This is a genomic window from Rhizorhabdus sp. GW822-FHT03C02 (assembly GCF_058801765.1).
Genome location: NZ_JBXANN010000005.1, coordinates 230901 through 244843, shown reverse-complemented (window position 1 = coordinate 244843; position 13943 = coordinate 230901). Strand labels below are relative to the sequence as shown.

At 67.3% G+C, this 13943-nt stretch carries 17 protein-coding genes and 1 riboswitch; of the genes, 6 read left to right on the top strand and 11 right to left on the bottom strand.

Translation table 11 applies throughout. From position 1 onward, the window contains the following. Positions 1 to 4 precede the first annotated feature (4 nt). From AC1RM6_RS15465 to AC1RM6_RS15420, 10 genes are all read right to left on the bottom strand, one after another. Positions 5 to 994, bottom strand: a complete 990-nt coding sequence (locus AC1RM6_RS15465) for a FecR family protein (RefSeq protein ID WP_493102705.1) — start codon at positions 992 to 994, stop codon at positions 5 to 7. Further along, the gene (locus AC1RM6_RS15460; protein WP_493102703.1) at positions 960 to 1673 is read right to left on the bottom strand and encodes an RNA polymerase sigma factor; all 714 of its coding nucleotides are present in this window, start codon (positions 1671 to 1673) and stop codon (positions 960 to 962) included. The genes AC1RM6_RS15465 and AC1RM6_RS15460 overlap by 35 nt, the downstream gene beginning before the upstream one ends. Positions 1674 to 1738: 65 nt before the next feature. Then, positions 1739 to 3838, bottom strand: coding sequence for a sodium-translocating pyrophosphatase (locus AC1RM6_RS15455; RefSeq protein WP_493102701.1), 2100 nt, complete (start codon positions 3836 to 3838; stop codon positions 1739 to 1741). A 125-nt stretch (positions 3839 to 3963) separates the two neighbouring features. After that, the gene (gene thiL / locus AC1RM6_RS15450; RefSeq protein ID WP_493102699.1) at positions 3964 to 4923 is read right to left on the bottom strand and encodes a thiamine-phosphate kinase; all 960 of its coding nucleotides are present in this window, start codon (positions 4921 to 4923) and stop codon (positions 3964 to 3966) included. 31 nt (positions 4924 to 4954) lie between these two features. After that, positions 4955 to 5668, bottom strand: a complete 714-nt coding sequence (locus AC1RM6_RS15445) for a sulfite exporter TauE/SafE family protein (protein ID WP_493102947.1) — start codon at positions 5666 to 5668, stop codon at positions 4955 to 4957. Positions 5669 to 5733: 65 nt separating this feature from the next. Further along, positions 5734 to 6192, bottom strand: a complete 459-nt coding sequence (gene nusB / locus AC1RM6_RS15440; RefSeq protein ID WP_493102697.1) for a transcription antitermination factor NusB — start codon at positions 6190 to 6192, stop codon at positions 5734 to 5736. Next, complete coding sequence (hisD, locus tag AC1RM6_RS15435; RefSeq protein WP_493102695.1) at positions 6189 to 7481, bottom strand: histidinol dehydrogenase; 1293 nt, start codon at positions 7479 to 7481, stop codon at positions 6189 to 6191. The genes nusB and hisD overlap by 4 nt, the downstream gene beginning before the upstream one ends. Then, on the bottom strand, positions 7465 to 8151 hold the full coding sequence (hisG, locus tag AC1RM6_RS15430; protein ID WP_493102693.1) for an ATP phosphoribosyltransferase: 687 nt from the start codon (positions 8149 to 8151) through the stop codon (positions 7465 to 7467). Before hisG ends, hisD begins: the two co-directional genes overlap by 17 nt. A 64-nt stretch (positions 8152 to 8215) precedes the next feature. Beyond that, positions 8216 to 8785, bottom strand: coding sequence for a TMEM165/GDT1 family protein (locus tag AC1RM6_RS15425; protein WP_493102691.1), 570 nt, complete (start codon positions 8783 to 8785; stop codon positions 8216 to 8218). Between the two features lie 9 nt (positions 8786 to 8794). Continuing rightward, positions 8795 to 8970: riboswitch (yybP-ykoY riboswitch) on the bottom strand. Positions 8971 to 9018: 48 nt separating this feature from the next. Continuing rightward, on the bottom strand, positions 9019 to 9519 hold the full coding sequence (locus tag AC1RM6_RS15420; RefSeq protein ID WP_493102689.1) for a Dps family protein: 501 nt from the start codon (positions 9517 to 9519) through the stop codon (positions 9019 to 9021). 279 nt (positions 9520 to 9798) lie between these two features. Here AC1RM6_RS15420 and rpmG point away from each other — a divergent pair, with 279 nt between their 5' ends. After that, complete coding sequence (rpmG, locus tag AC1RM6_RS15415) at positions 9799 to 9966, top strand: 50S ribosomal protein L33 (RefSeq protein WP_493102687.1); 168 nt, start codon at positions 9799 to 9801, stop codon at positions 9964 to 9966. 108 nt (positions 9967 to 10074) lie between these two features. Here the strand turns inward: rpmG and AC1RM6_RS15410 are convergent, their stop codons facing one another. Next, positions 10075 to 10473, bottom strand: a complete 399-nt coding sequence (locus tag AC1RM6_RS15410) for a response regulator (RefSeq protein WP_493102686.1) — start codon at positions 10471 to 10473, stop codon at positions 10075 to 10077. Between the two features lie 38 nt (positions 10474 to 10511). Here AC1RM6_RS15410 and AC1RM6_RS15405 point away from each other — a divergent pair, with 38 nt between their 5' ends. From AC1RM6_RS15405 to AC1RM6_RS15385, 5 genes are read left to right on the top strand one after another with little or no spacing between them, the layout of a single operon-like run. After that, positions 10512 to 10805: a DUF3572 family protein gene (locus tag AC1RM6_RS15405; protein WP_493102684.1), complete on the top strand. Its 294-nt coding sequence runs from the start codon at positions 10512 to 10514 to the stop codon at positions 10803 to 10805. Beyond that, a complete protein-coding gene (locus AC1RM6_RS15400) occupies positions 10802 to 11419 on the top strand; it encodes an HAD family hydrolase (protein ID WP_493102682.1) in 618 nt (205 codons plus the stop codon). The genes AC1RM6_RS15405 and AC1RM6_RS15400 overlap by 4 nt, the downstream gene beginning before the upstream one ends. 31 nt (positions 11420 to 11450) lie before the next feature. Continuing rightward, positions 11451 to 11918, top strand: coding sequence for a RidA family protein (locus AC1RM6_RS15395; RefSeq protein WP_493102680.1), 468 nt, complete (start codon positions 11451 to 11453; stop codon positions 11916 to 11918). Then, positions 11896 to 12642: a glycerophosphodiester phosphodiesterase family protein gene (locus AC1RM6_RS15390; RefSeq protein WP_493102679.1), complete on the top strand. Its 747-nt coding sequence runs from the start codon at positions 11896 to 11898 to the stop codon at positions 12640 to 12642. The genes AC1RM6_RS15395 and AC1RM6_RS15390 overlap by 23 nt, the downstream gene beginning before the upstream one ends. Next, positions 12636 to 13769 (top strand): GNAT family N-acetyltransferase, encoded by a 1134-nt coding sequence (locus AC1RM6_RS15385; RefSeq protein ID WP_493102677.1) that lies wholly within the window; start codon positions 12636 to 12638, stop codon positions 13767 to 13769. Before AC1RM6_RS15390 ends, AC1RM6_RS15385 begins: the two co-directional genes overlap by 7 nt. Positions 13770 to 13943: the final 174 nt, after the last annotated feature.

Here is a 13943-nt window from a genome sequence, read left to right as displayed (position 1 = left end):
AAAATTATTGTGCGGCGCGCACCGGCGACAGCCTGACCAGGTCGCCATCGATCTCGGCGCGCGCATTGAGGCTGGGCGCGATCGCCCGCGCGAAACCCTTGGGGTCGTTGGCGGCGAAGAGTCCGGCGATCTTCTCCCGGGCGAGGGCCGGATCGGCGATCTCGAATCGCACCGGCCCATAGCGGTCGAACTGCGCGACCGCGGCGGACAGGGTGATGCCTTCGAAGGAGAGCATGCCGTCGCGCCAGGCCAGCGCGCGTTCGAGCATATCGGGTTCGAGGGTCACCACCCTGACCGCGCCCGGCCCGGCAGACCCGGCCACGTCCAGCCGCATGTTCGCGTCGAGGACCGTCGCGGCCGCCGCCAGGCCCGATACCTGCAGGCGACCATGGCTGACGAGGACCGAGACCGGATCGCCCGCCAGCATGCGAACGCCGAACGCCGTGGCGGCGGCGCGCAGCACCAGGCCTTTCACAAGGACGACGAAGGGCCGCGACGGATCATGCGCGACCTCGAAAAAGGCTTCGCCCGCAAGCACCTCGATCAACCGCTCGCTGGCGCTGAAGGCGCGCCGGATCCGGCTGTCCGCCCCCAGCGTCACCGTCGAGCCGTCCTCCAGCGCGATCCGGCGAACCTCGCCGACGTCGCTCGATACGATCTGCGCGCGCTGGTGCAGCAGCGGGATCAGCGCCACCGAGACCGCGGCCGCGATGCCGCCGGCGATCAGGCGCCGCCGCGTGAAGACCGATGCCGAGCCAGCCGGCGAAGTCTCCGGCGGCATCGCGGCCGGCCGCGGGGGGTGATCGCCCGCGAGCCCATATTCGGCGTGCGACCATATTGCGCGTGCGCGCGCGAGCGCGCCCACCCGGCGGACATCGCCGGACAGCCAATGGTCGAGGTCATCCTGTTCGGGATCGCTGAGGCCGCGATCGAGCTTCGCCGCCCAGTCGGCCGCCGCGTCATCGATGATATTGGCGGTCTCGCGGTCGTTCATCTGGGCCGGCACTTTCCTGCGCGTCTTCCACACCCCCGATCGGGCCGGTATCGAGGGGAGATGCATGGCGTACGCTTTTTCCGCCACGCCCGAACTGCTCCATCAATATCCTTATGCCGCGCGCGATATGTTTTTCCACGGTATTTTCGGAAAGCGCGATGGTCTGGGCGACTTCCCGCTGCGACAGCCCTTCCACCCGGCGCAGCCAGAACACCCGACGCGTCTGGGGCGGCATGTTGCGGATCGCGGCCTCGACCCGCTGGAGATCGTCACGTCCGGCGGCATGCTGATAAGGAGATGGCGCATCCTCGGGGATGTCCAGGTCGGCAAGGTCGGCGGCGGTACTGATCGACACGATCTTCGACCGGCGGACATTCTGCAGGAACAGCGATTTGGCGACCTGGAACGCATAGGCCCGGGGATCGGCGATGCCGTCGACCGAGTCGCGCATCGCCAGCACCGCGTAGGTCTCCTGGACCAGATCGTCGATATCGGGCTCGTCGAGCGCGCTGAATCCGCGCAGCCATCCGCGCATGCTGCTTTCGTGCGGCAGGACGTAGGTCGCCAGCCACCGGCTTCGATCGTTAGGAGAAATCGCCATAGCCAGCGGCCCGTCGCACGAATGTGTGACAGCTTGGCTACCGCTCGCGCCGGGGCGCGGCGCTGTCCGCCGGGGCAAGGCTGCGCATGAAAAGGCCCGCCCGGCGGCTGCCGGACGGGCCCAGTCTCAACCGAAAGCGTCGATCAGACCGCGTGCGCCAGCGCCGCGAGCAGCAGCAGCGCGACGATGTTGGTGATCTTGATCATCGGGTTCACCGCGGGACCCGCGGTGTCCTTGTAGGGATCGCCGACGGTATCGCCGGTCACCGCCGCCTTATGGGCTTCGGATCCCTTGCCGCCATGATTGCCGTCCTCGATATATTTCTTGGCATTGTCCCAGGCGCCGCCACCCGAGGTCATCGACAGCGCGACGAACAGCCCCGAGACGATCACGCCGAGCAGCAGCGCGCCGAGCGCGGCGAAGCCGTTGGCTTGCCCCGCGACCTGGGTGATCAGGAAATAGACGATGATCGGCGCCAGCACCGGCAACAGGCTGGGGATGATCATCTCCTTGATCGCCGCCTTGGTGACCAGATCGACGGTGCGGGCATAGTTCGGGCGGCTGGTGCCGGCCATGATGCCCGGATTTTCGCGGAACTGCGCACGCACCTCCTCGACCACCGCACCCGCCGCCCGGCCGACCGCGGTCATGCCGAACGCCCCGAAGATATAGGGCAGCAGCGCGCCGAGCAGCAGGCCGACGATGACGTACGGATTGCTCAGCGAGAAGTTGACCGCGAGATCAGGGAAATAATGGGTGAGGTCGGTGGTGTAGGCGCCGAACAGCACCAGCGCGGCGAGACCCGCCGATCCGATCGCATAGCCCTTGGTCACCGCCTTGGTGGTGTTGCCGACCGCGTCGAGCGCATCGGTCTTGACCCGAACGCTCTCGTCGAGCCCCGCCATTTCGGCGATGCCGCCGGCATTGTCGGTGACCGGACCATAAGCGTCGAGCGCGACGACCATGCCGGCGAGCGCCAGCATCGCGGTCGCAGCAAAGGCGATGCCGATCAGCCCGGCGAGCTGATAGGCGACGACGATGCCGACGCAGATCACCAGGGTCGGCAGCGCGGTCGCCTCGAGGCTGATCGCGAGGCCCTGGATGACGTTGGTGCCATGGCCGGTTTCGGAGGCCTTGGCGATCGACCGGACCGGGCGATAATTGGTGCCGGTATAATATTCGGTGATCCACACCAGCAACCCGGTCACCGCGAGCCCGACCAGCGCCGCATAGAAGAGGTGCATCGCCGGGAAGCTGATGTCGCCGACGGTGATCGGCGTAGTCATGTCGCCGAGCGTCCAGACGGTGACGCCGTAGATCGCCGGGACCGAGAGGATCGCGGTGGTCCAGAAGCCCTTGTAGAGCGCGCCCATGATCGACTGGTTCGAGCCGAGGCGGACCATATAGGTGCCGATGATCGAGGTGATGATGCAGACCCCGCCGATGATCAGCGGCAGCGACATCAGCTTGCCGATCGACACCACGTCGCCCGCGACGAGCAAAGCGGTCAGCACCATCGTCGCACCGACGGTGACGACATAGGTTTCGAACAGGTCGGCCGCCATGCCGGCGCAGTCGCCGACATTATCGCCGACATTGTCGGCGATCGTCGCCGGGTTGCGGGGATCGTCCTCAGGAATGCCCGCCTCGACCTTGCCGACCAGATCGGCACCGACGTCGGCGGCCTTGGTGAAGATGCCGCCGCCGAGCCGCGCGAAGATCGAGATCAGCGACGCACCGAACGCGAGCGCGACCAGCGCGTCGATGACGGTCCGGTCATTGGGGGCGAGCCCGCGGACATGGGTTAGATAGAGGTAGAAGACCGCGATCGCGAGCAGCGCGAGACCCGCCACCAGCATGCCGGTGACCGCGCCCGCGCGGAAGGCGACGGTCAGGCCGTTCTGCAGCCCGACCCGCGATGCCTCTGCGGTGCGGACATTGGCCCGCACCGAGATGTTCATGCCGATGAAGCCGGTGACACCCGACAGCACCGCACCGATCAGGAAGCCGATCGCCGAAGTAGCGCCAAGGAAATAGAAGACGAGCGCGGCGACGACCACGCCGACGATCGCAATAGTGCGATATTGTCGCCCAAGATAGGCGCTGGCGCCCTCCTGAATCGCTGCGGCGATGTCCTGCATCGTCTGATTGCCGGCCGAAGCGGCGAGCACCTGTCGACTGGTTATGATTCCATATAATATCGCGAGCAGGCCACAACCGATGGCCACTTCCAAGATGAGCATCCTGTCTCCCTTCCTTTTCAGGCGATCGCGCGGCCCCCATTTCGGGGATCTCGTCGTGATGGGAAAGTTATGTCCGGGATGGGACCAGTCTGCAAGCTGTGTTTAGCTACGCAGAATCGCGGAAATCAGCCGCTTTTTCCATGCTCATAGCCGAGACTGGCCGGAAGCGGGACGGCGCCCACGCCATCGTTGAGGTCCAGCCCCTCGCCCGGACCGAAACGCCCGACCGCCGCGATCGTCCGGCGATGGCCGCGTGCAATGGCTTCGATCGCCGCGGCGGCATCGGGCGACGCGGCGAACAGCAGTTGATAATCGTCGCCGGCGGTCGCCGCCGCCAGCCGCGCCGCGCGATCGGTGCCGAAGGCCGCCGCCTCGTCCGACAGCGGCACCGCGTCGAGATCGATCGTCACCGCGAGACCCGAAGCCGCCGCCATCCGCGCGGCGTCGATCAGCAGCCCATCCGAGATATCGGCCATCGCATGGGCGAGCGAGGCGAGCGCCCGCCCCTCGGCGAGCCGCGGCATCGGCAGCCGATAGGCCTTGAGCAACCGGCGCGGCCCCTCGATCTCGCCGCGCGCGATCCTGAGGCCGATCCCGGCATCGCCGATCGGCCCGGTCGCATAGAGGATGTCGCCCGCCTGCGCGCCGCGCCGGTCGGGCGCGCCGCCCGGCGCCACCTGGCCGATCGCGGTGAGCCCGAGCACCCGTGCGTCGCCCGCGGGCTGCGCGACGCTGTCGCCGCCGAGCAGCGCCACCCCGAAATGGTCGAGCGCGCGTCCCAGCCCGTCGACGAAGGCACCATCCCAGTCGGGATCGCCGCTCATGCCATAGCCCATCAGCACCCCGAGCGGATCGGCGCCCTTGGCGGCGAGATCGGACAGGTTGACCGCGAGCAGCTTCCACGCGACGTCCCCGGCGGGATCGGCGGCGAGATAATGAACCCCCTCGACCAGCATGTCGTGGGTGAACACCAGGTCGCGACCGAGCGGTGCCGCCAGCACCGCGGCATCGTCCATCAGCCCACGCGCGCCCGGATGCGGCGCCAGCGCCCGCAGACGGGCGATCAGATCGGACTCGCGGCTCATCGCCCAGCCGTCGCGTCTGGCTCGACCGACGTCAACCGACGATCTGGTGCCAGGCGTCCCACAGCAGCTTGGTGCCGACCAGCACGGTCAGGACATAGATGATCGTGTAGAAGCGCTCGGCGGGCACCCGCCGCACCAGCCAGACCCCGGCGAAGGTCGACGCGGTCGCGACCGGCAGCAGCGCGGCGGCGGCGATCAGATTCGCGCGATCGAACTCGCCGAGCGCGGCATAGGCCGGCACCTTCGCCCAGTTGGTGACCGCGAAGAAGATCGTCGTCGTGCCGACCATGACGTCGCGCGGCAACCGGCGGGGAAGGACGTAGAGCTGGAAAGGCGGGCCGCCGGCATGGGCGATCTGGCTCGACAGGCCCGAACCCGCACCGCACAGAAATCCGGCCCAGTCGGGCAGAAGCTGCGGCGCGACGGCGCGGCCGCCGCGTTCCATCCACAGCCGCTGCAGCCCGAAGCCGACCGAGATCGCGCCGAGCATCGCCAGCACCCAATGCTGCGGCAACGCCGCGGCGAACAGATAGCCGATCGCGATACCGAGCAGCGATCCGGGCAGCATCAGCTTGAGGATGCGCGCGTCCCAGCTCGCACGGAACGACCAGACCCCGACCGCATCCTGGACGATCAGCAGCGGCAGCAGGATCGCCGCCGCCTGAACCGGCGGGACCGCCAGCGCGAGCAGCGGCGTCGCCAGCGTGCCGAAGCCGATGAAGCCGCCCTTGCCGAGGCCCAGCATCACCACCGAGGCGATGCCGAAGACCCAGAACAAGGGCGTGTGGAGCAGACCGTCGGCGGCGCCGATCAACCGCGAACGGCTTTCGCGACTCCGTCGAGCAGGCCGTTGACGAAGCCCTTTTCGCGCTTGTCGTAAAAGGCGTCGGCGACATCGACATATTCGCTGATCACGGTCGCGGTCGGCACGTCGATCCGCGCGATCAGCTCATAGGCGCCGGCCCGCAGGATCTGGCGCATCGGCTTGTCGAGCCGCTCCAGGCTCCAGCCCTCGGCGAGCTTGGCGACGATCGCCGCGTCGATCTCGGCGCGGCGGGCGTCGACGCCCTTGACGAGATCGTCGAAGAAATCGACCTCGGCCTCGGCATATTCGACATCCTCGATCGTCGCACCGAGCCGGTGGCGATGGAATTCGTCGAGCAGCTTGGGCAGCATCGTGCCCTCCATCTCCTGCTGGTACAGCGCCTGGACGGCGGCGAGGCGGGCGGTGCTGCGCGCACGCGAGCGTTCATTGGTCTTCTTGGTCATGATGCGAGTCTCTTGGCGACCGAGGCGGCGTGCGCGGGCAGCCCCTCGGCATGGGCGAGCGCGACAGCCGCCGGACCGATCCGGGCGATCGCGCCCTGATCGAGTGCGATGAAGCTGGTGCGCTTGATGAAATCGAGCACCGACAGGCCCGACGAGAAGCGGGCGCGGCGGCCGGTGGGCAGGACATGGTTGGGGCCCGCGACATAGTCGCCGACCGCCTCGGGGGTGTAGCGGCCGAGGAACACCGAACCGGCATGGCGGATGCGGTCGAAAAGCGCCTGCGGATCGGCGACCGCGAGTTCGAGATGCTCGGGGGCGAGCCGGTCGCTGAGCGCGGGCACCTCGTCGAGCGAGCCGACGACGATGATCGCGCCATTGTCGGTCCAGCTGGTCCGCGCGGTCGCCTCGGTCTGGAGCCGCCCGAGCTGCGCCTCGATCTCGGCGGCGACGGCGTCGCCGAACGCGGCATCGTCGGTCAGCAGGATCGACTGACTGGTCGGATCATGTTCGGCCTGGCTGAGCAGATCGGCGGCGATCCAGGCGGGATCGTTGGCGGCGTCGGCGACGACGACGATCTCCGACGGCCCCGCGACCATGTCGATGCCGACGACGCCGTAGAGCTGGCGCTTGGCTTCGGCGACCCAGGCATTGCCGGGTCCGACGATCACGTCGACCGGGCGGATCCGGGCGGTGCCGTAGGCGAGCGCGGCGATCGCCTGCGCACCGCCGATCCGCCACAGTTCGTCGACCCCGGCCACCGCGGCGGCAGCGAGGACGAGCGGGTTGATCGCACCGCCGGGGGTCGGCGTCACCATCACCAGCCGATCGACCCCGGCGACCTTGGCGGGAATCGCGTTCATCAGCACCGACGACGGATAGGCCGCACGGCCGCCGGGGACATAGAGCCCCGCCGCCTCGACCGCGGTCCAGCGCGCGCCCATGCGCACGCCGGCGGCGTCGACGTTCTCGCTGTCAGCCGGGCGCTGCGCGGCGTGATAAGCGCGGATGCGGGTCGCGGCGAGTATGAGCGCGTCGCGCAGCTCGGGATCGAGCGCCGCCAGCGCGGCATCGCATTCGGCGCGGTCGATCCGCCAGCCCGAGCGCTCGAGATCATGGCCGTCGAAGCGACCGGTATAATCGATCAGCGCGGCATCGCCGCGACGACGGACGTCGGAGACTATCGCGGCGACGTCACGCGACACGTCGCTATCGGCCTCGCGCCGGGCATCGACGAGGTCGGCGAAGGCCGCGGCGAAACCCGGCGCGCGGCTATCAAGCCGAAACGGCATCGGCGTGTTCCCTCGCTCCATGGGCGACAGCCGCACGAAACGCCTCGACCAGCGGGGCGATCTCACCCGCGCGCGTCTTGAACGCGGCGCGGTTGACGATCAGCCGGGACGAGACCTGCGCGATCACTTCGACCTCGGCGAGGCCGTTATCCTTGAGCGTGCGGCCCGACGAGACGAGGTCGACGATCCGGCTCGACAGGCCGAGCACCGGCGCGATCTCCATCGCCCCGTTGAGCTTGACGCATTCGGCCTGGACCCCGCGCGCCTCGAAGAAGGCGCGGGTGATGTTGGGATATTTGGTGGCGACGCGGACATGGCTCCACTCGCGCGGGTCGTCGCCCTCGGCCATCGCCACCGGCTCGGCGACCGAGATGCGGCAATGGCCGATGTCGAGATCGACCGGCGCGTAGAGCTCCGAATAGTCGAACTCCATCAGCACGTCCGATCCGACGATCCCGATCTGCGCGGCGCCATGCGCGACGAAGGTCGCGACGTCGAACGCGCGCACGCGGATCAGGCCGATATGGTCGTGGTTGGTCTTGAAGCGCAGCAGCCGGCTGTCCTCGTCGGAGAAGGCCGCCTCGGGAACGATGCCGACGCGCGCCAGCAATGGCAGCACCTCGACGAGGATGCGCCCCTTCGGAATCGCTATGATGATCGGTTCTGGCATGACGCGGGGGCCATAGAGCGGATTTCGCCGTCGCGAAACCCGCCCCGTCCTTTAGAGCAGCAAGTCAGCCGATCAGATCGCGAATCGCGAGCCCGCCAAGTGCGAGGAAGATGATGGCTGCCGCGATCCGCATATATTTGAGCGGAACATAGCGGGTGATACGATCGCCAAGGAACACCGCAGGGACGTTCGCGATCATCATGCCGATCGTCGTGCCGATCGCGACCAGTTCGACCGCATGATAGCGCGCGCCGAGCGCGACCGTCGCGATCTGGGTCTTGTCGCCCATCTCGGCCATGAAGAAGGCAACGACGGTGGTGATGAACACGCCGTAGCGGGCGAGCTTCGAATCGCCTTCGTCCTCGTCGATCTTGTCGGGCACCAGCGTCCAGATCGCCATCGCGATGAAGCCGATCGCCACCGCGAGCCGGAACCAGAAACTGTCGAGCAGGCCGGCCACTTCGGCGCCGACCCAGGCGGCGAGCGCATGGTTGACGATGGTGGCGGCGAAGATGCCGGCGATGATCGGCAGCGGCTTCTTGAAGCGGGCTGCAAGGATGATCGCGAGCAACATGGTCTTGTCGCCGATCTCGGCGAGCGCGACCAGCAGGGTCGAGGCGAGGATGATGTGCATCGGAAATTCCAGCGCCGGGCGGGTGGTAGACGGACGACACCGACACCCCCGCCCGGCAGGCTGGAGGTCGGTGTCATCGGTCTCGCCGCAGATGCTGCTGTGATCGCACCATGGGGTCTCCCCCAAATATGTTGATGCGATCTCCCGTCCGAAAACGGGCCGGCTACTCCCCGGATGACGGGAGCGGCTTAGGCAGGATGGCGGACGGCGTCAAGTTCGCCGCCTTCCCCGAATCAGACGTTGCGCGACGCTTCGAACAGGAACCAGGCGCGCTCCTCGGCCAAGTCGGTCCATTCGTCGAGGATGCCGCTGGTGGCATTGTCCTTGGCTTCGTCGACGATGTCCTTGGCTTCGCGCAGCTTGGCGACCAGCGCGAGATTGTCGTCGCGCAGTTCGCTGAGCATGTCGGCGGCCGAGACGAATTCGGCGTCATTGTCCTTGATCGACTGGCGGCGACCGATGTCGCCGATAGAGCGCAGCGTGGTGTTGCCGGTCTTGCGGACGCGCTCGGCGATCGCATCGGTGGTGCCGAGGATCTGGGTCGCCTGGTCGTCGAGCATCAGATGATAGTCGCGGAAATGCGGCCCCGACACATGCCAGTGGAAGTTCTTGGTCTTGAAATAGATTGCGTAGGAATCGGCGAGGATGCCGTTGAGCGCGTCGGCGACGGTCATCGCGCTGTTGCTGCCCAGATCGGTCGGGGTCGCGAGCGGGGCTTTGGGCTTCTTGGCCATGGACGTGGATCTCCCTTAAGGGTTTCGATTCGTATGCTTAACGAGCGGTGTGCCAAATGGTGGCGCTGCGGTCGCGCAAAAAACATCGGCCTGAGAGATCGACCGGATCGATCAGTCCTTCTATAACGAAACGATCGCGCCGCGCTTATCGCCTGTCGTGGCTGCTTACTTGACTCTCGCCCCTTTCCGGCGCTAGAGGCCCCTCCGATCAGCGGCGGCAACGCCGCTTTATTTTTTCGCGGGCGACCGCATTCAACAGCTACACAAGGGTTTCGGGTCATGGCCAAGCCGACCACCGTCAAGATCAAGCTCGTCAGCACGGCGGATACGGGCTTCTTCTATGTCACCAAGAAGAATCCGCGCACCCAGACCGAGAAGCTGAGCTTCCGCAAGTACGACCCGGTCGTGCGCAAGCATGTCGCGTTCAAGGAAGCGAAGATCAAGTAAGCCGTTCCGCGCTTCGGCGCGGACCCGCTGAAAGGCCAGGCGCCCGCCATCCGGCGGGCGTTTTCGTGTGTCCGCGACAGGTCGACGCAGACGTTGCTGTCGGGGTTGTCAGGCGATCGCGCGCGGCGCGGCGACGCCCAGCGGACCGATCAGCGCTTCGACCGCCGCGACGAAGCGCATGACGGTGATCGGCTTGGACACATAAGCGTCGGCGCCGGCATCGCGCACCCGCTCCTCGTCGCCCTTGCCGGCATAGGCGGTCACCGCCATCACCGGGATCGTCTTGAGCGCCGGATCGATTCGCATGCCGCGAATCAGGTCGGTGCCGCTGACATGCGGCAGCTGGATGTCCATGATCACCAGATCGGGCAGATAGGCGCGGATCTTGTCGAGCGCGAGGCGCGCGTCCCGCACGCCTTCGGTCTGTGCGCCATGCGCGCGCAACAGATCCTGAAAGAGCCGAAGGTTCAGCTCATTATCCTCGACAATCAGGACTTTCTTCGCCACCGCTGCAATAGCCCTTTTCTACAGACCGACCCTAATCGATGTCTCCGCGCCATACAAACCTTCAAAATCACGGACTTGACAGCGATGGCGCCGCCGCGCTCGCGCTCGGGGCGCTGGGATGGATATTGTCGGACTCCGGCCGGACCGATCGCCTGATCGGATTGACCGGATTGACCCCCGAAGGCCTGCGCGGCGGACTCGGCGATCCGGCGATCCTCGCCGCGGTATTGGGCTTCCTCGAGGCGTATGAACCCGACCTCGTCGCCTGCGCCGAATCGATCGGCGTCGATCCCGCCGCGCTGATCACCGCCAGGAGCCTGCTCGACGCATGAACCGCCCGCTGCTCATCACCGATTGCGACGAAGTGCTGCTGCACATGGTCAGTCCGTTCCGCGCCTGGCTCGACGAGGCGCATGCGATCGACTTCGATCTCGACCGCGAGGATTTCGGCGGCGCGCTGACCCGCCGCAAGACCGGCGAGATCGTCGCCTCCGAACAGGTCTGGCCGCTGCTCGATGGCTTCTTCACCACCGAGATGCACCGGCAGACGCTGGTGCCGCACGCCGCCGAGGCGCTGGCGACGATCGCCGAGGTCGCCGACATCGTCGTGCTCACCAACCTGATCGACGATTTCCAGCAGGGCCGGGTCCGCCAGCTCGAGGCGCATGGCATCCGCCACCGGGTGCAATGCAACCAGGGCGGCAAGGGCACGCCGGTGGCGGCGCTGGTTGCGGAATATCAACCGTCGGTGACCGTGTTCGTCGACGATCTCGGCCAGCATCATGCCTCGGTCGCCAAATATGCGCCCGAGGTCTGGCGGCTCCATATGATCGCCGAACCGAAGGTGGCCGGCCGCCGTCCGGCCCACCCCGACGCGCATGTCCGGATCGACGACTGGGCCGAGGCGCTGCCCTGGATCATCGCGCGCTTCGCCGAGACCGCTTGACGCTCCGCCTGTCGCGGCACAAGAAGCGTCCATGGGTATCGAACAGCGTCTCACCGAACTCGGGATCGAACTGCCGCAGCCGGCGGCGCCGGTCGCGGCCTATGTTCCCGCGGTCGAAGTGAACGGCCTGCTCCATATTTCGGGCCAGTTGCCCTTCCGCGAGGACGGCGTGCTGGTCACCGGGAAGCTCGGCGACACCGTCAGCCTCGAAGAGGGCAATGCCGCGGCCAAGCGCTGCGGCATCATGCTGATCGCGCAGATGAAGGCGGCGCTGGGCGGCGATCTCGACCGGGTGGTGCAGATCGTCAAGCTCGGCGCGTTCGTCGCCTCGACCGGCGATTTCACCGATCAGCCCAAGGTCGCCAACGGCGCCTCCGAATTGATGCAGGCGGTGTTCGGCGATGCCGGCCGCCATGCGCGCAGCGCGGTGAGCGTGCCCGTCCTGCCGCTGGGCGCCGCGGTGGAGATCGACGCGATTGTCGCCGTTCGGCCTGCTTGACGGCTTTCGCTTCGTAAAGCCCAATCCCCGCCGGGTGGGTTTCCTCGCCCGTACGCCTTACGCCCATCGCGGCCTCCACGGCACCCGCCTGGTCGAGAACAGCCGCGCGGCGGTCGAGGCGGCGGTCGAGGCCGGCTATGGGGTCGAGGTCGACGCGCATCTCAGCCTCGACGGCGCCGCCTTCGTGATCCACGACCCGACCCTCGAACGGCTGACCGAGAGCCAGGGCGAGATCCGCCGTTTCGCCAGCCGCGACCTGTCGGCAGTCAGGCTGAAGCGCTGCGACGAGACGCTGCCGCGGCTCGAGGAGATATTGGCGATCGTCAATGGGCGGGTGCCGATCCTGATCGAGCTGAAACCGGTCAAGAATCACGTCCTCCAGCTCTGCGTCGCGGTACGCCACGCGCTGGCGAGCTATCGCGGCCAGGCCGCGGTGATGTCGTTCAACGGCGACGTCTCGCGCTGGTTCGAACATTATGGCGAGCATATTCCGCGCGGGCTGATCATGTCGGGCCAGAAGGATGTCGACGATCCGCGCACCAACGCCTGGCGCGCGCGCGCCGAATTCCTGGCGATCGACATACGCGACCTTCCGCGCGGGACCGCTACCCGCCAGCGCCGGCGGGGCGTTCCGGTGTTGAGCTGGACGGTCCGCAACCCCGAGCAACAGGCGATCGCCGACAAACATGCCGACCAGGTGATCTTCGAGGCGCCCGGATGGTGAGCGAACCCACCGCCCGAATGGCGGAGGGAGTCACCAGCTTCGACCGCGCCGACTGGGATCGGTGCGCCGGCGACGCCAATCCGTTCGTCTCGCATGATTTCCTGTCGGCGCTCGAGCAATCGGGCAGTGCGACCGCCCGCACCGGCTGGCAGCCGCTGCCGATCGCCGTCGACGGCGACGACGGCCGCCCGATCGCGATCCTGCCGGCCTATGGCAAGAGCCACAGCCAGGGCGAATATGTGTTCGACGGCGGCTGGGCCAATGCCTGGGAGCGCGCCGGCGGCGACTATTATCCCAAGCTGCAGATCGCGGTGCCGTTCAGCCCGGTGCCCGGCCCGCGGCTGCTGACCCAGGACGACGCGCTGGCGCCGCTGCTGATCGCCGCGGCCGAGACCGTCGTCCGGCAGCACGGCCTGTCCTCGGCCCACGCGACCTTCGTCGAGCAGGCGCAATTGCCCCTGTTCGAGGAGGCGGGCTGGCTGGTCCGCACCGACCGGCAATTCCACTGGACCAATCGCGGCTATGCCGGCTTCGACGATTTCCTCGCCGAACTCGCCTCGCGCAAGCGCAAGGCGATCCGCAAGGAGCGCGCGGCGGCGGTGGAGGGTCTCGACATCGTCCATCTGAGCGGTGCGGCGATCGAGGAGCGGCACTGGGATGCGTTCTGGCGCTTCTACCAGGACACCGGCGCCCGCAAATGGGGGCGCCCCTATCTCACCCGCGCCTTCTTCACGATGCTCGGCGAACGAATGGCCGACAAGGTGCTGCTGATCCTCGCCTATCGCGGCGACAAGGCGATCGCCGGGGCGCTCAACATGATCGGTGCCGACACCCTCTATGGCCGCTATTGGGGCGCGGTCGAGGAGGTGCCCTTCCTCCATTTCGAACTGTGCTATTATCAGGCGATCGACGCCGCGATCGCGCGCGGCCTGCAGCGGGTCGAGGCCGGGGCACAGGGCGAGCACAAGCTCGCGCGCGGCTATGAGCCGGTGCCGACCTTCTCGGCCCATTATATTCCAGACCCGAATTTCCGCCGCGCCGTCGCGGACTATCTGGCCGCCGAGCGCCATGCGATCGCCGAGAATATCGAGATGCTCGCCGAAATGACGCCGTTTAAGAGAGTGTAGAACCTCTCGAATCCCTGACCCGACTGACATCGAGGTCGGGGTCGGAGCCTGCAAGGCTCCGCAAGGACGCCAAAAGGTCCCAGGCGTCCGCCGCGCCTTATTGGCGCGAAGCCCAGGGACGCGGATGCGTCCCGCCCGGCGTCTGAGGGCGCCCGAGTGAAACTCGGGCAAACA